Origin of the sequence: Janthinobacterium sp. NKUCC08_JDC, assembly GCF_019345575.1 — a bacterium.
Lineage (GTDB): Bacteria > Pseudomonadota > Gammaproteobacteria > Burkholderiales > Burkholderiaceae_D > Janthinobacterium > Janthinobacterium aestuarii.
This window is the reverse complement of sequence record NZ_JAHKQW010000015.1, coordinates 38,259-59,982: the sequence shown is the minus strand read 5'-3', so window position 1 is coordinate 59,982 and position 21,724 is coordinate 38,259. Positions and strand designations below refer to the sequence as shown.

The window sequence follows — 21,724 nt, the reverse complement described above, 5'->3', positions numbered from 1 at the left end:
AGCTGACGACTGGAAAACAGGAAACCTGCCCATGTCGAGTCCGCATGCCCAGCTGCACAACCCGAATCAAAACCATTTGCTCGCCGCCATGCTCGACGCCGATTTCGCGCGCCTGGCTCCCCACCTGGAGCAAGTGTCCATGTTGCTCGGTGACGTGATCTACGATTCGGGCGACAAGCTGCAGCACGTGTATTTCCCCACCACGGCCATCGTTTCCATTCACTACCTGCTGGAAAACGGCGGCTCGTCGGAAATTGCCGGTGTCGGCAATGAGGGTGTCGTGGGCGTGTCGCTGTTCATGGGCGGCAATTCGACGCCGAGCCGCGCCGTCGTGCAGACGGGCGGCGTCGGCTACCGGCTGAAGGCGCATTTGCTGATGGAAGAATTCGACCGCGCCGGTCCCGTCATGCGCTTGCTGCTGCGCTATACGCAAGCGCTGATCACGCAGATGTCGCAGACGGCCGTATGCAACCGCCACCATACGGTGGAGCAGCAGCTGTGCCGCTGGCTGCTGCTGACCATGGACCGCCTGCCGAACCGCGAGCTGACCATGACACAGGAGTTGATTGCCAACATGCTGGGCGTGCGCCGCGAAGGCGTGACGGAAGCGGCCGGGCGTTTGCAGACGCGCGGCTTCATCAGCTACCGGCGTGGCCATATCTCCGTGCTGGACCGCGCCGGTCTCGAAGGCCACGTGTGCGAATGCTATGGCGTGGTGAAGAAGGAATTCACGCGCCTGCTGTCGGATGTGCGCCAGCGCCAGGCGCGCTGAACACCGCATCCTCTCTTTTATCGTTGTCACAGTCCGGGCTACCCCATGCAATCTGTTGAAAACATTCCCCCGCGCGCACCATCGCGCTGGCCCATGGCGCTGGCGTTTTCGTTCAGCGCCATCGTGCTGCTGGCCATCGGCCTGCTGGCCTGGCGCGCGCCGTTCGAAACGGCCTGCGTCATCGACGCGCTGGTCTTCTTGCTGCTGATGCTGCTCGTGGCGCTGTACCGCCGCACGGTGGCGGCCAGCCTGCCGCGTCAGTTGCTCAAGGCGGGCGCCTTGCAGGATGCGATTTTCAACAGCGCCAATTTCTCATGCATCGCCACCGATGCGCAGGGCGTGATCCAGATTTTCAACGTGGGCGCAGAACGCATGCTGGGCTATGCGGCGAGCGACGTGGTCGACAAGCTGACGCCGGCCGGTATTTCTGATGCGCAGGAAATCGTTGCGCGCGCCGCCGCCCTCAGTGCCGAACTCGACACCGTCATCACGCCCGGCGTGGAAGCGCTCGTGTTCAAGGCCACGCGCGGCATCGAAGACATCTATGAACTGACCTACATCCGCAAGGATGGCAGCCGCTTCCCCGCCATTGTTTCCGTGACGGCCTTGCGCGATGCGCAAAGCAAGGTCATTGGCTACTTGCTGATCGGCACGGACAACACGGCTCGCAAGCAGGTCGAGGCGGAACAGGCCTTGCTGGACCAGCGCCTGCAGGAACAGCAGGCGTACACGCGCTCGCTGGTCGAGACCAACAATGCGGAGTTGAAGAAGGCGCGCCTGGTGGCGGAAAAGGCCAACCGCGCCAAGTCCGAATTCCTGTCGAGCATGAGCCACGAATTGCGCACGCCGCTGAACGCCGTGCTGGGCTTTGCACAGCTGATGGCGTCGGACGTGCCGCCGCCCACCGTGCCGCAGCAGCGCTCGATCGAGCAGATCCTCAAGGGCGGCTGGTATCTGCTGCGTCTGATCAATGAAATTCTCGACCTGGCCATGATTGAATCGGGCAAGGTCACCTTGTCGAAGGAAGCGATGTCGCTGCTTGACGTGTTGCAGGATTGCCAGGCGATGATCGCGCCGCAGGCGGAAAAGCGCGGCATCCGCATGCATTTCCCCCGCTGCGGCCAGGCCTTCTATGTGCATGCGGACCGCACCCGCGTGAAACAGGTGATGGTCAACCTGCTGTCGAACGCCATCAAGTACAACCAGGGCGGCGGCGCCGTCACCGTCGAATGCAGCCGGCATGGCGAGCGTGTGCGCGTGAGCGTGCGCGACAGCGGCGCCGGTCTCGATGCGGGCCAGGTGGCCCAGCTGTTCCAGCCCTTCAACCGCCTGGGCCAGGAAAACAGCACGGAGGAGGGTACGGGCATCGGCCTCGTCGTCACCAAGCAGCTGGTCGAATTGATGGGTGGCACCATCGGTGTCGACAGCACGGTCGGCGTGGGCACCACGTTCTGGTTCGAGCTGGCCGCCAGCAGCGCGCCGGCCCTGGTGCTGGGCGACGGCGACGCGCTGCCGCAGGTGCAGGAGCCGCAGGAAAGCCAGCGCACCTTGCTGTACGTGGAAGACAATCCCGCCAACCTGGCGCTGGTGGAGCAATTGATCGCCCGCCGCAGCGATTTGAAATTGCTCACGGCCATCGATGCGCACCTGGGCATCGACCTGGCGCGCACGTATCAGCCGGACGTGATCTTGATGGACATCAACCTGCCCGGCATCAGCGGTTTCGGCGCCCTGCATATCCTGCACGACGACCCGCTGACGAAACATATTCCCGTGATGGCGCTGTCGGCCAACGCCGTGCCGCGCGACATCGAGAAGGGCCTGGAAGCGGGCTTCTTCCGCTACCTGACCAAGCCGATCAAGGTCGTCGAATTCATGGATGCGCTCGACGTGGCCCTGCACCATGCGGCCGCGCACGGCCTGGCCGACGACATTCACGCAATACGCTAATTCAGCATTTATTTTTAGGAATACCGCCATGCTTCAAGCCACCGAGATTCTGAACGCCAGCATCCTCATCGTAGATGACCAGGAGGCGAACGTCATGCTGCTGGAACAGGTGCTGCGCAATGCCGGCTATACGCGCATCACGTCCACCATGGACCCGCAAGCCGTGCGTGCGCTGCACCAGCAGCACCGCTACGACCTGATCCTGCTCGACCTGCAGATGCCGGAAATGGATGGCTTCGAGGTCATGGAAGGCTTGCGCGACATCGAGGCGGGCAGCTATCTGCCCGTGCTGGTGATCACGGCCCAGCCCGGCCACAAGCTGCGCGCGCTGCAGGCGGGCGCCAAGGACTTCGTCAGCAAGCCGTTCGATCTGGTGGAAGTCAAGACGCGCATCCACAACATGCTGGAAGTGCGCCTGCTGTACCAGAAGCTGGCCGAATACAACAAGTCGCTGGAACAGATGGTGGAAGAGCGCACGGCGGAACTGCGCGAAAGCGAAGCGCGCTTCCAGCGCTTCACGGAACTGTCGTCCGACTGGTACTGGGAACAGGATGCGCAGGGCAATCTGACGCGCTTTTCCGGCCCCGTGGCTGAAATGCTGGGCATCGGCAGCGAGCAAGAGCCGCAGCGCTGGAACGCCACCGAACGAGCGCTGCTCGACGCAAAAATTGCCGCGCGCGAACCATTTCTCGATTTCATCTACAGCCGCGCCAACCTCGACGGCAGCACGCAGTACCTGCAGGTGAGCGGCGAACCGATGTTCGACAATGGCAGCCGCTTCATCGGCTACCGCGGCATCGGCCTCGATGTCACGGAGCGCCATCGCATTGCCTGATTTATACTGGGTGCTATCGATACTGACCAGGAAAAATCATGACTGACAAATCAACGCCGCAATACTGGTTCCCCGCCAAGACCTATGGCTGGGGCTGGGGCTTGCCCATCACGTGGCAGGGCTGGCTGGTGTTCCTGGCCGCGCTGGCGCTGTTCGCCTGCGGCGCTTTCCTGTTCCCGCCGCAGACCATGCTCGTGGGCTACATCGTCTATGAAGTGGCCATCGTTGCCGTGCTCATTTTCATCTGCCAGCTGAAGGGTGAACCGACCAGCTGGCGCTGGGGTAAGAAGAAGTAGAGCGATGTACAAAGACGACACCTGCAAGAAATCATCTGGCCGCGCGGCGTGAACCGCGTATAATTGGCTCGCTGCCGCAAGGCGGCAAACGCTAGGGGTCCTGCCTTTCGCTGTGGAAACACGGTGCAAGCGCGGGTGAGAAATACCCTCCGAACCTGATCTGGATAATGCCAGCGAAGGGAAGCTTTAGGATGAACGCACCCCGCTTTTCCGCGTGCGCGCAGCCGAACCTCCTTAGCTGGCTCCAGGCTTAAAAATAGTCTAGCCAAGGAGCCAAAATGAACGCCAACCCGAAATTCCTCTCCGCCACCGCCACGGTCGACGAAGCCGCCATCGCGCCACTGCCCAATTCGCGCAAGATCTATGTTGAAGGCAGCCGCCCCGACATCCGCGTGCCCATGCGCGAGATCAGCCAGTCCGACACGGAAGCGTCGTTCGGCGGCGAAAAGAACCCGCCGATCTACGTCTACGACACTTCCGGCCCGTACACGGACCCGGACGTGCAGATCGACATCCGCTCGGGCCTCGACACGCCGCGCCTGCCGTGGATCGTCGAACGTGCCGATACGGAAGAATTGCCGGGCCCGACCTCCGACTACGGCATCGCCCGCCTGGCGGACCCGAAGCTGGCCGAACTGCGTTTCAACCTGCACCGCAAGCCGCGCCGCGCCATCGCCGGCAAGAACGTGACGCAAATGCATTACGCGCGCCAGGGCATCATCACGCCGGAAATGGAATTCGTGGCCATCCGCGAAAACATGCGCCGCCAGGAATATTTGCGTGAGCTGAAAGCGTCCGGTCCCATGGGCGAGCGCCTGGCCGACCTGATGGGCCGCCAGCATCCGGGCCAGTCGTTCGGCGCCAGCATCCCGGCCGAGATCACGCCGGAATTCGTGCGCGAGGAAATCGCCCGTGGCCGCGCCATCATCCCCGCCAACATCAACCACCCGGAAGTCGAGCCGATGATTATCGGCCGCAATTTCCTCGTAAAAATCAACGCGAATATCGGCAATTCCGCCGTCACCTCGTCGATCGGCGAGGAAGTGGAAAAGATGACCTGGGCCATCCGCTGGGGCGGCGACAACGTGATGGATCTGTCGACCGGCAAGCACATCCATGAGACGCGCGAATGGATCGTGCGCAACAGCCCCGTGCCGATCGGCACCGTGCCCATCTATCAGGCACTGGAAAAGGTCAATGGCAAGGCCGAAGATTTAACTTGGGAAATTTTCCGCGACACCCTGATCGAGCAGGCCGAGCAGGGCGTCGACTACTTCACCATCCACGCGGGCGTGCTGCTGCGCTATGTGCCGATGACAGCCAAGCGCCTGACGGGCATCGTGTCGCGCGGCGGCTCCATCATGGCGAAATGGTGTCTGGCGCATCACCAGGAATCGTTCCTGTACACGCATTTCGAAGAGATTTGCGAAATCATGAAAGCGTACGACGTGTCGTTCTCGCTGGGCGACGGCTTGCGTCCCGGCTCCATCTACGACGCCAACGACGAGGCGCAGCTGGGCGAACTGAAAACCCTGGGCGAGCTGACGCAAGTCGCGTGGAAGCACGATGTGCAAGTGATGATCGAGGGGCCTGGCCACGTGCCGATGCAGCTCATTAAAGAAAACATGGACTTGCAGCTGGAACAGTGCGGCGAAGCGCCGTTCTATACCTTGGGGCCATTGACGACGGACATCGCGCCCGGCTACGACCACATCACGTCCGGCATCGGCGCGGCCATGATCGGCTGGTATGGCACGGCCATGCTGTGCTACGTGACGCCGAAGGAACATCTGGGCTTGCCCAACAAGGCGGACGTCAAGGACGGCATCATTACCTACAAGATTGCGGCGCACGCGGCCGACCTGGCCAAGGGCCATCCGGGCGCGCAAATCCGCGACAACGCGCTGTCGAAAGCCCGCTTTGAATTCCGCTGGGATGACCAGTTCAACATCGGCCTGGACCCGGACAAGGCGCGTGAATTCCACGATGAAACCCTGCCCAAGGATTCGGCCAAGGTGGCGCATTTCTGCTCCATGTGCGGCCCCCATTTCTGCTCGATGAAGATCACGCAGGAAGTGCGCGAATACGCGGCCGGCATGGGCATCGCGGAAGACAAGGCGCTCAAGCAGGGCATGGAAATCAAGGCCATCGAATTCATCAAGAATGGCGCCGAGCTGTACCGCAAGGTCTGAGGGAGGGCGTGATGACTGCAATGATCAACATCACGCTCAACGGCGCACCGCACCAGGTGCCGCCGGGGCAAACCCTGGACCAATTGATCGCCGCGCTGTCGCTGGAAAACCAGGCGCTGGCGCTGGCCGTCAACCGCAATGTCGTGCCGCGCAAGGCGTGGCAGGGGCAGGTCTTGCAAACCCAGGATCAAGTGGAAATAGTCCGCGCCATCGGCGGCGGCTGAACTAAGGAAAAAGCAATGAACAGTAATAACAACGACCTGCTGACCATCGCAGGCAAACAGTATCAATCGCGCTTGCTGGTCGGTAGTGGCAAGTACAAGGATTTGCCGCAGACGCGCGAAGCGACGGATGCGGCCGAGGCGCAGATCATCACGGTGGCGATCCGGCGCGTGAATATCGGGCAGGACCCGAACGCGCCCAGTCTGCTCGATGTCGTGCCGCCGGACCAGTACACGATTTTGCCGAACACGGCCGGCTGCTACAACGCCAAGGACGCTGTCTACACCCTGCAACTGGCGCGCGAGCTTCTGGGCGGACGCAATCTGGTGAAACTGGAAGTGCTGGGCGATGAAAAGACCCTGTTCCCGCACATGCCGGAAACCTTGATCGCGGCCGAAGCGCTGGTCAAGGATGGCTTTGACGTGATGGTCTACTGCAGCGACGACCCGATCCAGGCGAAGATTCTGGAAGATATCGGCTGTGTGGCCGTCATGCCGCTCGCGTCCCTGATCGGTTCGGGTATGGGCATCTTGAATCCGTGGAATTTGTCGCTGATCATTGACCAGGCGAAAGTGCCCGTGCTCGTCGATGCCGGCGTGGGCACGGCGTCCGATGCGGCCATCGCCATGGAACTCGGTTGCGATGGCGTGCTGATGAATACGGCCATTGCCGGCGCGCGCGACCCCGTGCGCATGGCGCATGCGATGAAGCTGGCCGTGCGGGCCGGGCGCGAAGCATTCCTGGCGGGACGCATGCCGCGCAAATTTGCCGCGTCGCCGTCGTCGCCGATGGCGGGCCGCTTGGCGTGACGGTGCCGATGCGCCACACTGTGCTCGTGTTTGCCGGCGCCGATCCGTCGGGTGGCGCCGGCATCGCCGCCGATATCGTGGCCATTGCGGCGCAGGGCGCGCATGCCTTGCCCGTCATCACGGCGCTGACGGTGCAGGACAACGACAGGGTCTTCGGCGTCGAGCCGGTGGCGCCGGAATTGCTGCGCCGGCAGGCGCAGGCGCTGATCGACAAGATCAGCATCGATGCCGTGAAGATCGGCATTCCCGGCAGCGCCGCGAATGCGGCCGTCATTGCGCAACTGATCGCGCAATTGCGGCTGATTCGCCCAAGCTTGCCTGTCGTGCTCGACCCCGTGCTGGCCAGCGGCCATGGCGACGTGCTGAGCCGGGACGATGCCGTGCTGGCGCTGGCGCCCTTGCTGCCGGTGACGACCGTCATCGTACCGAACGGGCCGGAAGCGCTGGCCCTCGGCGGCGCGGAATATCTGTTGGCGCAAGGCTGTGAGAACGTGCTGGTGACGGGCGGCCATGGCGAAGGCGAGATGATCGTCAACCGCTGGCTCGATGGCGCTGGCAGCGAGCGCGAGTGGCGCTGGCCGCGCTTGCCCGGCGAATTTCACGGCAGCGGCTGCACTTTGGCGTCCGCCATCGCGGCGCGCCTGGCGCAAGGCGTGCCGATGCAAGAGGCACTCGATGGCGCACAATGCTATTGCCATGCGGCCCTGGCTGGCGCGTATGCGATTGCGCCAGGCCAGCTGATGCCGCAACGATTCATTCAATAAGGGAAATATCATGCGTGGACTGTATCTGGTCACCCCGAACTGGGACGACACCGACCGCCTGCTCGACGTGAGCGAGCAAGCCTTGCAGGAAGGCGTGGCCTTCCTGCAATACCGCCACAAGAGCGCGGAAGCGGATCAGCGGCGCGAGCAGGCGGGCGCCTTGCTGGACCTGGCCCGCAAGTATGGCGTGCCTTTCATCATCAACGACTTCATCGAGCTGTGCGAAGAGCTCGACGCGGACGGCGTGCACGTGGGCGGCACGGATGCGTCCGTGGCACAGGTGCGCACGCGCCTGGGCAAGGACAAGATCGTCGGCGCTTCCTGCTATGGCGACATGGCATTGGCACGAACGGCGGAGGCGGGCGGCGCCAGCTATGTGGCCTTCGGCGGCTTTTATCCATCGCTGGTGAAAAAGTATCCGGTCACGACACCGCTCGACATCGTGCTGCAGGCGAAACGCGAGATCGCCTTGCCTTGCGTGGTGATCGGCGGCATGACGCCGGAGAACGCCGCGCCGCTGGCCGCGCGCGGTGCCGACATGGTGGCGGCGATCAGCAGTGTCTACCAGGCGGACGATGTGGATATTGCGGTGCAGCAATTCAATCAATTGTTTGCGGCATGAACAGTGGCGTGCAAGGCTGGTTTGGGCGAATAATCGGCATATAATAAGAACATCATTCATTACCGAGGTCCCCCACCCATGAGCCAGCCAGCCGCCGCGAAACGCCTTATCCTGATCGTTGACGATGACCAGCTCCTGTTGGAGTTCCTCGGCGAAGTCCTGCGCCATGCCGGCTACGAAACAGCCTTGGCCCATTCGGCCGAAGTGGCGCTGCAGCTGATCGCCCAGCGCGAGCCGGACTTGGCCTTGCTCGACATCCACATGCCGGGCATGTCCGGCCTGGAACTGGCCAAGCGCCTGCATGGCGAGACGGCTGTGCCGTTCATGTTCCTGTCCGGCAGCGGCGACAGCGAGTCGGGCAAGCAGGCGGCGGCCTACGGCGCCGTCGGCTATGTGGTGAAACCCGTCGACGAAGGCCGCTTGATGCCCGCGTTCGAAGCGGGCCTGGCGCGCGCGGACGAAATCCGCCAGCTGCGCCGCACCGAACTGAACCTGAACGCGGCGCTGGCCGCCGGCCGCGAAACGAGTTTGGCAGTCGGTTTGCTGATGGGCAAGTTCCAGACGGACCGCAACACGGCTTTCGAAGTGCTGCGCGACCATGCCCGTTCCAGCCGCCGCAAGATCAATGAAATCGCCAGCCAGCTGCTGCTGGCCGAGGAAACCCTGAACGGCTTGCATGGGGCGTTCTTGAACCGCGCGAAAACCAAGTAAGCGTTTTACTGGCGCCTGCTTTGCTATGATGTGGCGATACGGCGCCTTGGCGCGCCCGGTTCAACCATACACAGCACAGGACACACATGAAAACCAAAGCAGCGATTGCATGGAAGGCCGGCGCGCCTTTGACCATCGAAGAAGTCGACCTGGCCGGCCCGCGCGAGGGTGAGGTACTGGTCGAGATCAAGGCCACGGGCATTTGCCATACCGATTACTACACCCTGTCGGGCGCCGATCCGGAAGGCATCTTCCCGTCCATCCTGGGCCATGAAGGCGCCGGCATCGTCGTCGACGTGGGCCCGGGCGTGAAAAGCCTGAAAAAAGATGACCACGTCATTCCCCTGTACACGCCGGAGTGCCGCCAGTGCAAATTCTGCCTGTCGCAAAAAACCAACTTGTGCCAGTCGATCCGCTCGACCCAGGGCCGCGGCCTGATGCCGGACGCCACCTCGCGCTTTTCCATCGACGGCAAGCCCATCTTCCATTACATGGGCACGTCCACGTTCTCCAACTACATCGTCGTGCCGGAAATCGCTCTGGCGAAGATCCGCGAAGACGCGCCATTCGACAAGGTCTGCTACATCGGCTGCGGCGTCACCACCGGCGTGGGTGCCGTGCTGTTCACGGCCAAGGTCGAGGCGGGCGCCAACGTGGTCGTGTTCGGCCTGGGCGGCATCGGCTTGAATGTGATCCAGGCAGCCAAGATGGTCGGCGCGGACAAGATCATCGGCGTCGACATCAACCCGGCCCGTCAGGCCATCGCGCGCAAGTTCGGCATGACGCATTTCGTCAACGCCAATGAGGTGGAAAACGTCGTCGACACGATCGTGCAGCTGACGGACGGCGGCGCCGACTATTCGTTTGAATGCATCGGCAACACCACCACCATGCGCCAGTCGCTCGAGTGCTGCCACAAGGGCTGGGGCCAGTCCATCATCATCGGCGTGGCGGCGGCCGGCCAGGAAATTTCCACCCGTCCATTCCAGCTGGTGACGGGACGCGTGTGGAAAGGTTCCGCCTTCGGTGGCGCACGGGGACGCACGGACGTACCGAAGATCGTCGACTGGTATATGGAAGGCAAGCTCAACATCGACGATTTGATCACGCACCGCCTGAAGCTCGACGACATCAACCAGGGCTTCGACCTGATGAAGAGCGGCGAATCGATCCGCTCCGTCGTCTTGTACTAATGTAAATACGCCGTACCACGGCGTTTTTGCGGAGGCTGCGGCCTCTGTTTTTTTTGCCCGGCCTCCATCCATCGTCCGTGTCTGCCATCCAGGCCGGTCTTTTTGCAGCCTGTCGCACCGCGCTGGAGCCGTGCTCCATCCGCCGCTAAAGTCAATGCTCCACTACTTTTGCGACGAGGCAGCCATGTCCACTTCCTACCGTTTGATCCTCAGCCTGGCCGGTATCCTGCTTGGCGGCAGTGCGCTGGCTGTGCAGCCGCCGCAGCCGCCCACGCCGCCTGTCCCGCCGGCCGCACCCAGCGTGCAGGTCAGCCGTTCGATCGACAAGGGCGAAAGCTATGCGCTCGTCGATGGCGCCACGGATAGCGAGGGCGTCATCGTCGTCGACAGCGATATTCATTCGCAGCAGGTGGAAAAGCTCAAGCGCTCGATCAAGGGACCGTTCCTGTGGTTCCGCGACCAGGGGCAGGCCTATGTGCTGCAGGATGCGGCCTTGCTGGGCAAGGTGCGCACGGCATGGCAGCCTTCGAAACAGCTCGGCAAGGAGATGAGCGCGCTCGGCGATCAAATGGGCGCGCATGGCAAGGCCATGGGCGAAATGGGCCGCAAGATGGGCGCCCGCAGCCTTGAAAAAGGCAGTACGCGCGAGTCGGAACAGCTGCGCGCGCTGGGCCGCCAGCAGCAAGAGTTGGGCCGCAAGCTCGGTGACGCCTCGCGCCGCCAGGCGCTGGCAACGAGCGACACGGCGCGCCGCGCGGCAGAGCGCGACGTGGAGCGCCTGCAGCAGCAGATGGAAGATGCGCAGGAAGAGATGGAAGAGATCAACGACCGCATCGCCGACGTGCACGAGCGCGAGGCCGAGAAAGCGGAGCAGATGTCGCGCCAGATGGAGCAGCGCAGCAAGCCGATGGAAGCGCTGGGCAAGCAAATGGGCGACCTGGGCCGCCAGCAGGAAAAAGTCGTCAAGATCGCCGACAAGACCACGCGCCAGGTAATCGCCCAGGCGCTCAGCGAAGGCAAGGCGAAGCTGGTGCGCTAGCCTCTATGCCAGGTGGCGGCCACGGCGCGGTATTGCGCCGGCAACTGCTCCTTGGCGTCGTCCTCGCTGGCATACACGTCATCCTGCACCGTTTCCCACTGCGCATCGCAGCTGAAACGGTAGACGCGCGCTTCGTCTGCGTAGCGGCACACGGCCAGGCCGTGGATGGCGGTGGGGGCGCCACCATGCTCGTTGGTGACATGGCCGAAGGGCTGGTCGGACCAGGCCCAGGCCAGTACGCGGGCGCCGTCGAGGTGGGTCGGTGGTGTCATGGGATGCAGGCTGCGGTGTCGGGATGGCGATTGTAGCGCGCGTGGGTAAAATGCCGCGACCGCTGGACAAATGCACAGTATTTTTAGCCATGCCGGTATAATCACGGGATGCAAAATCTTCTTCACAACCTCAATCCCGAACAATTGGCTGCCGTCACCTTGCCGGCGCAGCATGCGCTGATCCTGGCGGGCGCCGGCTCAGGCAAGACCCGCGTGCTGACCACCCGCATCGCGTGGCTGATCCAGACCCAGCAGGTATCGCCGCCCGGCATCCTGGCCGTGACGTTTACCAATAAAGCCGCCAAGGAAATGCTCACGCGCCTGTCGGCCATGCTGCCGATCAATACGCGCGGCATGTGGATCGGCACTTTCCACGGCCTGTGCAACCGCTTGCTGCGCACGCACTACCGCGACGCGGCCTTGCCGCAAACGTTCCAGATCCTCGACTCGCAGGATCAATTGTCGGTGATCAAGCGCTTGTTGAAGGCAAACAACATCGATGATGAAAAATTCCCGCCGAAGACGGTGATGTATTTCATCAACAACGCCAAGGACCAGGGCTTGCGCGCCACGGACGTGGAAGCGTACGACGCGCACGAGCGCAAGATGGTCGAGCTGTACCAGTTGTACGACGACCAGTGCCAGCGCGAAGGCGTCGTCGATTTTGCGGAATTGCTGCTGCGCACGTATGAATTGCTCAGCCGCAATCAACCGCTGCGTGAACATTACCAGGCCCGTTTCCGCCATATTCTGGTGGACGAGTTCCAGGACACGAACAACTTGCAATACAACTGGCTTAAATTGCTGGCCGGCCACGGCAGCCGCGATGGCGGCGCCCTGTTTGCCGTCGGCGACGATGACCAGAGCATCTACGCGTTCCGCGGCGCCAACGTGGGCAATATGAGCGCCTTCGAGCACGAGTTCCAGGTCAAGAACTTGATCAAGCTCGAGCAGAACTACCGCTCGCATGGCCACATCCTCGACAGCGCCAACGTGCTGATCGCAAACAACAGCAAGCGCCTGGGCAAGAATCTGCGCACGGACGCGGGCCATGGCGAGCAGGTGCGCGTGTATGAAGCCAGTTCCGACTTGCAGGAAGCGCAGTGGATCATCGAAGAGGCGAAAAGCCTGATCGCCGATGGCGCTTCGCGCAGCGAAATCGCGATTTTATACCGCTCGAACGCGCAGTCGCGCGTGATCGAACACGCGCTGTTTTCGGCCGCGATTCCGTATCACGTGTATGGCGGTCAGCGCTACTTCCAGCGCGCCGAGGTCAAGCACGCGATTGCCTATTTGCAGTTGATGGACAATCCGCACAACGATTCGGCCTTCTTGCGCGTGGTCAATTTCCCTACGCGCGGCATCGGCATGCGCTCGATCGAGCAATTGCAGGCCGCCTCGGAACAGTACGGTATTTCGCTGTACGCCTCCGTGCCGTATGTGGCGGGCAAGGCGGGCAGCGTGCTGGCCGGCTTCGTCAAGCTGATCGAAGGCGTGCGTTTCGAAACGCAGCAGTTATCTCTGCCGGAAATGGTCAGAGTGGTGCTGGAAGCGAGTACCTTGCTCCAGCATTACCAGAACGAAAAAGAAGGCGCCGACCGCATCGAGAATCTGGAGCAGATGGTCAGCGCGGCCAGCCAGTTCATTTCCGAAGAGGGTTTCGGCCAGGGCGCACCGGCCCATCTGGGGCCTGCCGCCCAGGCGCAGTCGGGCGCGCCCGTCGTCAACCAGGATGGCATCGAAATTTTGGATGCGGACGCGCCGCTGCCGGCCGTGATGTCGCCGCTGTCCGCTTTCCTGTCGCACGCGTCGCTGGAAGCGGGTGACAACCAGGCGCAGGCGGGCCAGGATGCGCTGCAGATGATGACGGTGCACTCGGCCAAGGGCCTGGAATTCGACAATGTGTTCATCACGGGCCTGGAAGAGGGCCTGTTCCCGCACGAAAGCAGCTCGAAGGAAGACAATGGCGTGGAAGAGGAACGCCGGCTGATGTACGTGGCCATCACGCGCGCGCGCAAGCGGCTGTACATGAGCTTTTCGCAGACGCGCATGCTGCACGGCCAGACGCGCTACAACATGAAGTCGCGCTTCTTCGACGAATTGCCGGAAGAATCCTTGAAATGGCTGTCACCGAAGGTGCAGGCCAACTGGTTCGGTAACCGCAAGTCGGCCTGGGACGAGGCACCGCGTGTGGTCAGCCTCGGTTCGGATAATGCGATTGCGCAAAAGATCGCGCAAAAAGCCACGGGCGGCGGCTGGCGCATCGGCGAATCCGTGGCGCACGCCAAGTTCGGTGAAGGCGTGATCGTCAATATCGAAGGTGGCGGCGGCAATGCGCGCGCGCAGATCAACTTTGGACAACACGGCATGAAGGTGCTGGATTTGGGGATTGCGAAGCTGGAACGGCTGTGACGGTAATCTGGCGCCACCGCGGGGGCTAACAATGTTGTCGGATTACGCGTGGCCTTCGGCCCCGCTAATCCGACCTACTGGCCGGTCGCGTAGGTCGGATTAGCGAAGCGTAATCCGACACCATTGTTGGCCTCGCAGTGTCGGATTACGCGGCCGACCGGTGTCTGGCGATCACTCGCCGGTCTTGTCCAGCAACACCGTCTTGCTCTCATCGACGGGCAGGCCGAAGATCTGGCGGTAGGCTGCGTAGAACGAGCAATGCATGATGATGGTCAAGATCATCGACAGCGGCATCATCAGTTGCATCATCAGCTGCGTGCGGCCAAAGATGACGGCCAGCAACTGGCTGGTGATGATGCTGATGGCGAACCAGGTGGCGGCGAAGACGATGAAGGCCGACAGCGAACGCCAGACGGCGAAAAAGCTGAAGAACAGCGCCTTGCCCAGGCTGATGCGTTGCCAGTAGATCAGCGGTGCGGCAAAGCAGAACGCCATGGCGGCCGGCACATACATGACGATGGCCAGCAGGATGCCGAGGCCCAGGCGCGATTCGGGGATGGCGGCGCGTGCCGCTTCTTCCGTCAGTTGCCCGGTGACCAGTTTCCACAGCAAACCGTCGTCCACGAGGGTCGAGGCGCCGATGGCGACGATGGCCATCAGGATGTACAGCACGCCCAGGCCGAACAGGGAAGGAAACGCGGGCTTGCGGAAGCCCGAGATCAGCAGGCTGGGCAGGACGCGCTTGCCCTGGTCGATATTCAGGCAGCCTTGCACGAAGGCGACGGAAAACACGGGCACGAGGATGACGGGCAGCAATTGGCCGAGCACGGGCACGATGCTGACGGCCAGCATGCAGAACATATAGCCGAGAAACAACATCGACATGCCGCCAGGTTGCTTGCGAAACAGGGCGAAGCCTTGTTTCACCCATTGCCAACCTGTACTTGCAGGTAATTTTTCCATATTTAAAACAGTTCCGGAGCAGGTGTGGCAATACGTTCGCGCAGAATGCGTTCGAAATGCGTGGGATCGTGCGGGGTCAGCATTTCCGCTTCGCGCGGCTGGTAATAATCGTACAGGCGCGACAGCCAGAAGCGCAGCGCGGCGGCGCGCAGCATCGGTTGCCATGCCGTTTGTTCTTCATGCGTAAACGGGCGTACGGCCTGGTAGGCGTCGAGCAGGGCGCGCACGCGCACCGTGTCGAGCACACCCGTGGCCAGGTCCACGCACCAGTCGTTGACGGTGACGGCCACGTCGAACAGCCACGTGTCGCAGCCGGCGAAATAAAAGTCGAAAAAGCCCGTCAGTTGTTCGCCGTCAAACATGACGTTGTTGCGGAACAAGTCGGCATGCACGGGACCGCGCGGGATGGCTTTATAGGTATCGCAGGCCGCAAAGGCGTCCTGGAAATGGATTTCCGCGCGCAGCAAGTGCGCTTTGGCGTCGTCGAGGTGGTGCAAGACCAAGGGCGTGGTGGCGTTCCACCAGTCCAGGCCCCGCAAATTCGGCTGTTGCAGGGGGAAATCCTGCGCCGCCAGATGCATCTTCGCCAGCATGGCGCCGACGGCCGCGCAATGCACGGCTTGCGGCGCCATCTGCGAGCTGCCGTCGAGTTTGCTGACGATGGCGGCCGGCTTGCCTTGCAGGGCCGTCACCAGTTCGCCGTCCGCATTGGCGATCGGCGCCGGCACCAGTACGCCCCGGTCCGCCAAATGGCGCATCAGTTGCAGATAGAACGGCAATTGCTCGAAGCTGAGGTTTTCAAAGATCGTCAGCACATACTCGCCGCGCTCCGTGCTCAGGAAAAAATTGCTGTTTTCGATGCCGGACGCGATGCCCTTGAGCGCCAGAGGTTTGCCGAGTGGAAACTGCGTGATCCACTGGCCGATATCGTCCAGGTGTAGCGCGGTAAAAACTGCCATGGGAAAGAGGGGAATGGTCTAAAAGGTCAAAAAAAGCCGGCTGCCCCGCAGATGGCCGGGGCAGGGCAGAAGAGAGTGGCTGCTTACTTCGCTGGTGCGGGTGGTGCTGGCGCGTCCGCTGCCTCTTCATCGCGTTGTTTCTGTTTCTTCTTGCCCAGGTCAAATTCCAGCACTTTCCATTGCGGGCCGCGCAAGGCGTTGCCGTTGGCCTGGTCGCCACCGGCGGCCGGCTTCATGTAATAGGTGCTGCCGCCGCTCGTGACTTTGACTTCGGACGTCACGCCCGCTTCGCGTTTTTCGGTGATTTGCTGCTTGGCCGCCGCTGGCGCCACGGTGATCGGTGCTTCGCCCATTTCCTCGATACGTTCGAGCTGTGGCGGCGCGTCGCTCGGTTTGGCTGGCGTCTGGGCGCTGGCAATGGCTGAACATGCCAGCAGGGGCAGGGCGAGGAATGTCCAGAGTGTCGATGTACGCATCATGATGGGTTCGCTTCCATGTGTGGGGCTGCAGCGCGTGCAGTGGTGTAATGCCGTCAATTTATTTATCTATAAGGCATTGTAACAAACTGGTAGGCAATGCTGTTTAATTGCGCCGAAATGGCTGTCAACGGCAGCCCGCGCGCCCGCACCGGGCCGCCAGCTTGGCAAAAACGCCAGGAACGGCACGAGTTGCGGCCGGTGGCGCGGCCCTAAACTCTGCGATAATTGTGCGATATTCCGCCCGTCCGCCGCTGTTTCTTCCCGGCTGGCGCGGCTCACCTTATTTTATTGGCATTATGCAAAACACCCTGCTGTTAGTCGACGGTTCCAGTTACCTTTATCGTGCCTTCCATGCGCTGCCCGACTTGCGCAGCCCGGACGGCTATCCCACGGGCGCCATGCACGGCATGGTCAACATGCTGCGCCGTTTGCGCGCCGACTATCCGGCCGCCTACATCGCCTGCGTGTTCGATGCCAAGGGTAAAACTTTCCGCGACGACATGTATCCAGAGTACAAGGCGACGCGCGCCTCGATGCCGGACGACCTGCGCTTGCAGATCGAACCGATCCACGAAGCCGTGCGCGCCATGGGCTGGCCGATCCTGATGGTCGACGGCGTGGAAGCGGACGACGTGATTGGGACCCTGGCCGTGCAGGCGGCCGCCGCCGGCATGAACGTGGTGGTGTCGACGGGCGACAAGGACCTGGCGCAGCTGGTCAACAGCCAGGTGACCCTGATCAATACCATGAGCAATGAAAAGCTCGACGAAGCAGCCGTGCTGGTCAAGTTCGGCGTGCCGCCGAACCGCATCATCGATTATCTGTCGCTGATCGGCGATACGGTCGACAACGTGCCGGGCGTCTCGAAGTGCGGCCCGAAGACAGCCGTCAAATGGCTGACCTTGTACGACAGCCTGGAAGGCGTGATGGAAAACGCGGCCAGTGTGGGCGGCGCTGTGGGCGAAAACCTGCGCACGGCCCTGCCATGGCTGCCGCAAGCGCGCGCCTTGATCACCGTCAAGACCGATTGCGATTTGTCCGGGCACATGACAACGATCGCCGACTCGCTGGTGGCGAAACACGAAGACAAGGAAGCGCTGCTGGCCTTCTTCAACCGCTACGGTTTCAAGGCCCTGCTGCGCGAACTGGGCGCGGCGCCGCCGCCGATGTCTCCCGTTGGCGCACCGACAGTTGCCGGTGCCACCATCGCGAATACGACGGGCGACATGTTTGCCGATGCCGCGCCAGCAGTGGAGGCCGTGTATGAAACCGTGCTGACGGATGAGCAGCTCGACAAATGGATCGCCCTGATCGATGCGGCGCCCTTGACGGCTGTCGACACGGAAACCACGTCGCTGGAACCGATGACGGCGCAAATGGTCGGCATTTCCCTGTCCGTTGCCGAACACAGCGCCTGCTACATCCCGCTGGCCCACGATTACGCGGGCGCGCCGGAACAGTTGACGCGCGAACACGTGCTGGCGAAACTGCGCCCGTGGCTGGAAGATGCCAACAAGCCCAAGCTGGGCCAGAACCTGAAATACGACAGCCACATCTTCGCCAACCATGGCGTGACCCTGCGCGGCATCGCCCACGATACCCTGCTCGAATCGTATGTGTTCGAGTCGCACAAGAAACACGACATGGACAGCCTGGCCCTGCGCCACCTGAACTATACGACGATCCCGTTCGAGGACGTGTGCGGCAAAGGCGCCAAGCAGATCACCTTCAACCAGGTGGAAGTGGAGCAGGCGGCGAAATACGCGGCCGAAGATGCCGACGTCACTCTGCGCCTGCACAATGCCATGTGGGGCAATGTGGCGGGCGATGAAAAGCTGACCTTCATCTATGAAAAGATCGAGATGCCGACGGCCGTGGTCTTGCAAAAGATCGAGCGCAACGGCGTACTGATCGATGACGAGTTGCTCAACATCCAGTCGGCCGAGCTGGCTGTGAAAATCCTGGAACTAGAAAAGAAGGCGTATGAACTGGCCGAGCAGCCGTTCAACCTCGGCTCGCCCAAGCAGATCGGCGAGATTTTCTTTGAAAAGCTGAAACTGCCGGTGGTCAAGAAAACCCCGACGGGCGCGCCATCGACGGATGAAGAAGTGCTGCAAAAGCTGGCCGAGGATTATCCATTGCCCAAAGTGCTGCTTGAATACCGCGGCATGGCCAAGCTGAAGTCGACCTACACGGACAAATTGCCGAAGATGATCAACGTCACGACGGGCAGGGTGCATACGAACTATGCGCAAGCCGTGGCCGTGACGGGGCGATTGGCGTCGAACGACCCGAACTTGCAGAATATTCCCATCCGCAGCGCGGAAGGGCGCCGCATCCGCGAAGCCTTCATTGCGCCGCCAGGCAGCCACATCGTCTCGGCCGACTATTCGCAAATTGAATTGCGCATCATGGCGCATATCTCGGGCGACGAAGCCATGCTGCGCGCGTTTGCCGACGGCATCGACATTCACCGCGCCACGGCCGCCGAGATCTTTGGCGTGCCAGCTGCGGAAGTGCAGAGCGAGCAGCGCCGCTATGCCAAGGTCATCAATTTCGGCCTGATCTACGGCATGAGCGCGTTCGGCCTGGCCGGTAACCTGGGCGTGGACCGTACAGCCGCGCAAAGCTATATCGACCGTTACTTCGCCCGTTTTTCCGGCGTGAAACAGTACATGGAAGACACGCGCCAGCAAGCGAAGGCGCGCGGCTACGTGGAAACCGTGTTCGGCCGCCGTTTGTGGCTGCCGGAAATCAATTCGCCAAACGGCCCGCGCCGCCAAGGCGCCGAACGGGCGGCGATCAACGCGCCGATGCAGGGCACGGCCGCCGACCTGATCAAGCTGGCCATGATCGCAGTGCAAGGCTGGCTGGAAACGGACAACTTGCAGACGAAGATGATCATGCAGGTGCACGATGAACTGGTGCTGGAAGTGCCTGACGCCGAGCTCGAGCTGGTCAAGCGCAAGCTGCCGGAACTGATGGCCAGCGTGGCCGCGCTGAAGGTGCCGCTGACGGCGGAAGTGGGCGTCGGTAAAAATTGGGACGAAGCGCATTAACAATGTGGCATAGCAGCAATGACCGTAGGTCGGCTTAGCGCGCAGCGCGTAAGCCGACATTTTTTGTCAACACAGCTTTCAGGAGAAACGCATGAGCGACATGATCACCGATTGTGAAAGTTTGCTGGGCCAGAGCAGCTTGTCCGGGCCGGATGGCCGGCGTGGTTTCCTGAAGGTGGCGCTGGGCACGGGCTTTGCCGTGGCCGTGCTGCCCGTGGCGGCGCAAAACGTCATCAAGACGGATTCCGCCGGGCTCGTCACGGGCAGCATGTCGGTGATGGTCGATGGCCAGGCCGTGCCCGTGTATGCGGCGCAGCCGGAGGGTAAAACGGGTTTGCCCGTGGTACTGGTCATTTCGGAAATCTTTGGCGTGCATGAACATATCGCCGACATGGCGCGCCGTTTCGCCAAGCAGGGTTATCTGGCGCTGGCGCCCGATCTGTTCGTGCGCCAGGGCGACCCGACCAAAGTGGGCAGCATCCCGGAGTTGATGAAAGGCATCATCGCCAAGACGCCGGACGCGCAGGTGATGGCGGACCTCGATGCGGTGGTGGCGTGGGCGAAACAGAATGGCGGCGACACGAGTCGCCTGGGCATCACGGGTTTCTGCTGGGGCGGGCGCATCACGTGGCTGTACGCGGCGCACAATCCGGCCGTCAAGGCGGGCGTGGCCTGGTATGGCCGCCTCGTGGGCGAGCCCAATCCCTTGCAGCCAAGCAACCCCATCGATATCGCCGCCACCTTGAAGGTCCCCGTGCTGGGCTTGTATGGCGGCAAGGATACGGGCATCAGCCAGGAATCGATCGCGAAGATGAAGGAGGCGCTGGCCAAGGGCGGCAACAAATCGGAGTTTGTCGTGTACCCCGATGCGGGCCACGCCTTCAATGCCGATTACCGTCCCAGCTACGTGGCGGCCGATGCGAAAGACGGCTATGCGCGCTGCCTGGCCTGGTTCAAGCAGCACGGCGTGGCGTGATGCCGCAACAGAAAAACACCGCATTTCCCAGAAGTTGGCGCGAAAGGCGCACCGGGCTGTAAAATGCCCGCTGCGCGCCAATGCAGTACAATTGCATCTTCATCGCGCGACGCTGCCGCCAAACGCGCAAAAAATTAAACAATAGATAACAACGCATTCATCAGGCCAGACGCCAGCATCGCGGGCGCCAGTGACCCGGCGCCATTTTGAGGTAAGAAAATCATCGATCCCGTCCTTATATCCATTTTGCTCGCGACCACGATCGCGGGCGTGTTGAGCATTACTGCGGCGGCGATCTTTTCGTTTGCATTCCTGTCCAAAGTGGTCGAGCGCATGGTCAGCTTGTCCGTCGGCATCATGTTGTCGACGTCCTTGCTGCACGCCTTGCCCGAAGCGTTCGAATCGCAGGCGGACCCGCGCACCCTGTTCGCTACCCTGCTGGCGGGCTTGCTGGCCTTCTTCATGCTGGAAAAATTCGCCATCCTGCGCCATTCGCACCACCACGAAGGCGATGGCCACCACCATGCGCACGGCCACGACAAGCACGAGGCGGGCAAGGCCGGCTGGATGATCCTCGTCGGCGACGGCATGCACAATTTTACGGACGGTATCCTGATCGCGGCCGCTTTCCTGGCCGACCCGAAGCTGGGCCTGGTAACGGGCCTGGCCATCATCGCGCATGAAATTCCGCAGGAAATCGGCGATTTCATCGTGCTGCTCAACGCCGGTTTCTCGCGCCTGCGCGCCTATATCTTCAACCTGCTGTGCAGCCTGATGGCGGTGGCGGGCGGCCTGCTCGGCTATTTCACCCTGGACCGCGCCAGCAATCTGATTCCTTACGTGCTCGTGTTCGCCTCGTCCGGCTTCATCTATATTGCCTTGAGCGACCTGATGCCGCAGATGCAGCGCCGCGCCACCTTGCGCGAAACCATTCCGCAAGTGCTGTTGATCGCGCTGGGCGTGTGCATCGTGCTGTTCCTGACGCACAAACGCCACGGCGGTTGATGTACTGACTGTGTGGGTGTAGTATTGCCTTTCTGACTAACTTGCACAGAAAGGAGGAAAATATGGAAATTTTTATGCTCGCCCTATGGGATGCGCGTTCTTTAAGTACATTTGCCAGCTCTTGCCCACGTTCTATCGCGCTGCGATAACCTGGCCAGAGCAAAGTTACCCTCCTAGACGAGTCCTTTCCTGGT

General features: G+C 61.9%; 20 protein-coding genes and 1 riboswitch. Of the genes, 16 read left to right on the top strand and 4 right to left on the bottom strand.

Features of this window, described 5'->3' with window-relative positions:
- Positions 1-31 precede the first annotated feature (31 nt).
- From KO538_RS25035 to KO538_RS24980, 12 genes are all read left to right on the top strand, one after another.
- Positions 32-772 (top strand): Crp/Fnr family transcriptional regulator, encoded by a 741-nt coding sequence (locus tag KO538_RS25035; RefSeq protein ID WP_046683441.1) that lies wholly within the window; start codon positions 32-34, stop codon positions 770-772.
- A 45-nt stretch (positions 773-817) separates the two neighbouring features.
- Complete coding sequence (locus tag KO538_RS25030) at positions 818-2,722, top strand: ATP-binding protein (protein WP_257620569.1); 1,905 nt, start codon at positions 818-820, stop codon at positions 2,720-2,722.
- 28 nt (positions 2,723-2,750) lie between these two features.
- On the top strand, positions 2,751-3,557 hold the full coding sequence (locus KO538_RS25025) for a response regulator (RefSeq protein ID WP_034749183.1): 807 nt from the start codon (positions 2,751-2,753) through the stop codon (positions 3,555-3,557).
- Positions 3,558-3,595: 38 nt separating this feature from the next.
- Positions 3,596-3,853 (top strand): hypothetical protein, encoded by a 258-nt coding sequence (locus KO538_RS25020; RefSeq protein WP_034749180.1) that lies wholly within the window; start codon positions 3,596-3,598, stop codon positions 3,851-3,853.
- Between the two features lie 83 nt (positions 3,854-3,936).
- Positions 3,937-4,052: riboswitch (TPP riboswitch) on the top strand.
- A 79-nt stretch (positions 4,053-4,131) separates the two neighbouring features.
- A complete protein-coding gene (gene thiC / locus KO538_RS25015; RefSeq protein WP_219330002.1) occupies positions 4,132-6,045 on the top strand; it encodes a phosphomethylpyrimidine synthase ThiC in 1,914 nt (637 codons plus the stop codon).
- Positions 6,046-6,065: 20 nt separating this feature from the next.
- The gene (thiS, locus tag KO538_RS25010) at positions 6,066-6,269 is read left to right on the top strand and encodes a sulfur carrier protein ThiS (protein WP_219330039.1); all 204 of its coding nucleotides are present in this window, start codon (positions 6,066-6,068) and stop codon (positions 6,267-6,269) included.
- Between the two features lie 15 nt (positions 6,270-6,284).
- Positions 6,285-7,076 carry a thiazole synthase gene (locus KO538_RS25005; RefSeq protein ID WP_070305799.1) on the top strand — a complete coding sequence of 264 codons (792 nt, stop codon included), beginning with the start codon at positions 6,285-6,287 and terminating at the stop codon, positions 7,074-7,076.
- Between the two features lie 8 nt (positions 7,077-7,084).
- On the top strand, positions 7,085-7,840 hold the full coding sequence (locus KO538_RS25000) for a hydroxymethylpyrimidine/phosphomethylpyrimidine kinase (RefSeq protein ID WP_219330001.1): 756 nt from the start codon (positions 7,085-7,087) through the stop codon (positions 7,838-7,840).
- Positions 7,841-7,850: 10 nt separating this feature from the next.
- Positions 7,851-8,462: a thiamine phosphate synthase gene (gene thiE, locus KO538_RS24995; RefSeq protein WP_070305797.1), complete on the top strand. Its 612-nt coding sequence runs from the start codon at positions 7,851-7,853 to the stop codon at positions 8,460-8,462.
- A 78-nt stretch (positions 8,463-8,540) separates the two neighbouring features.
- Positions 8,541-9,173, top strand: coding sequence for an ANTAR domain-containing response regulator (locus KO538_RS24990; protein WP_034749164.1), 633 nt, complete (start codon positions 8,541-8,543; stop codon positions 9,171-9,173).
- An 86-nt stretch (positions 9,174-9,259) separates the two neighbouring features.
- Complete coding sequence (locus KO538_RS24985) at positions 9,260-10,366, top strand: S-(hydroxymethyl)glutathione dehydrogenase/class III alcohol dehydrogenase (RefSeq protein ID WP_034749160.1); 1,107 nt, start codon at positions 9,260-9,262, stop codon at positions 10,364-10,366.
- A gap of 184 nt (positions 10,367-10,550) precedes the next feature.
- Entirely contained in the window at positions 10,551-11,405 is an 855-nt protein-coding gene (locus KO538_RS24980) for a hypothetical protein (protein ID WP_219330000.1), read from the top strand.
- On the opposite strand, the gene KO538_RS24975 is transcribed toward KO538_RS24980, so the two are convergent.
- Positions 11,402-11,677, bottom strand: a complete 276-nt coding sequence (locus KO538_RS24975) for a hypothetical protein (RefSeq protein ID WP_219329999.1) — start codon at positions 11,675-11,677, stop codon at positions 11,402-11,404. The genes KO538_RS24980 and KO538_RS24975 overlap by 4 nt on opposite strands.
- A gap of 108 nt (positions 11,678-11,785) precedes the next feature.
- On the opposite strand from KO538_RS24975, the gene KO538_RS24970 reads away from it, so the two are divergent.
- On the top strand, positions 11,786-14,089 hold the full coding sequence (locus tag KO538_RS24970) for a UvrD-helicase domain-containing protein (RefSeq protein WP_070305791.1): 2,304 nt from the start codon (positions 11,786-11,788) through the stop codon (positions 14,087-14,089).
- A gap of 171 nt (positions 14,090-14,260) precedes the next feature.
- Here the strand turns inward: KO538_RS24970 and KO538_RS24965 are convergent, their stop codons facing one another.
- The 3 genes from KO538_RS24965 to KO538_RS24955 form a co-directional block, all read right to left on the bottom strand.
- Positions 14,261-15,052 carry a BPSS1780 family membrane protein gene (locus KO538_RS24965; protein ID WP_219329998.1) on the bottom strand — a complete coding sequence of 264 codons (792 nt, stop codon included), beginning with the start codon at positions 15,050-15,052 and terminating at the stop codon, positions 14,261-14,263.
- Between the two features lie 2 nt (positions 15,053-15,054).
- Complete coding sequence (locus KO538_RS24960; protein WP_219329997.1) at positions 15,055-16,011, bottom strand: homoserine kinase; 957 nt, start codon at positions 16,009-16,011, stop codon at positions 15,055-15,057.
- Positions 16,012-16,094: 83 nt separating this feature from the next.
- Positions 16,095-16,490, bottom strand: coding sequence for a hypothetical protein (locus tag KO538_RS24955; RefSeq protein WP_034749142.1), 396 nt, complete (start codon positions 16,488-16,490; stop codon positions 16,095-16,097).
- A gap of 296 nt (positions 16,491-16,786) precedes the next feature.
- Here KO538_RS24955 and polA point away from each other — a divergent pair, with 296 nt between their 5' ends.
- The 3 genes from polA (at position 16,787) to KO538_RS24940 (ending at position 21,530) form a co-directional block, all read left to right on the top strand.
- A complete protein-coding gene (polA, locus tag KO538_RS24950) occupies positions 16,787-19,549 on the top strand; it encodes a DNA polymerase I (protein WP_219329996.1) in 2,763 nt (920 codons plus the stop codon).
- Between the two features lie 91 nt (positions 19,550-19,640).
- On the top strand, positions 19,641-20,525 hold the full coding sequence (locus KO538_RS24945; protein ID WP_219329995.1) for a dienelactone hydrolase family protein: 885 nt from the start codon (positions 19,641-19,643) through the stop codon (positions 20,523-20,525).
- A 246-nt stretch (positions 20,526-20,771) separates the two neighbouring features.
- Positions 20,772-21,530: a ZIP family metal transporter gene (locus tag KO538_RS24940; protein ID WP_046683425.1), complete on the top strand. Its 759-nt coding sequence runs from the start codon at positions 20,772-20,774 to the stop codon at positions 21,528-21,530.
- Positions 21,531-21,724: the final 194 nt, after the last annotated feature.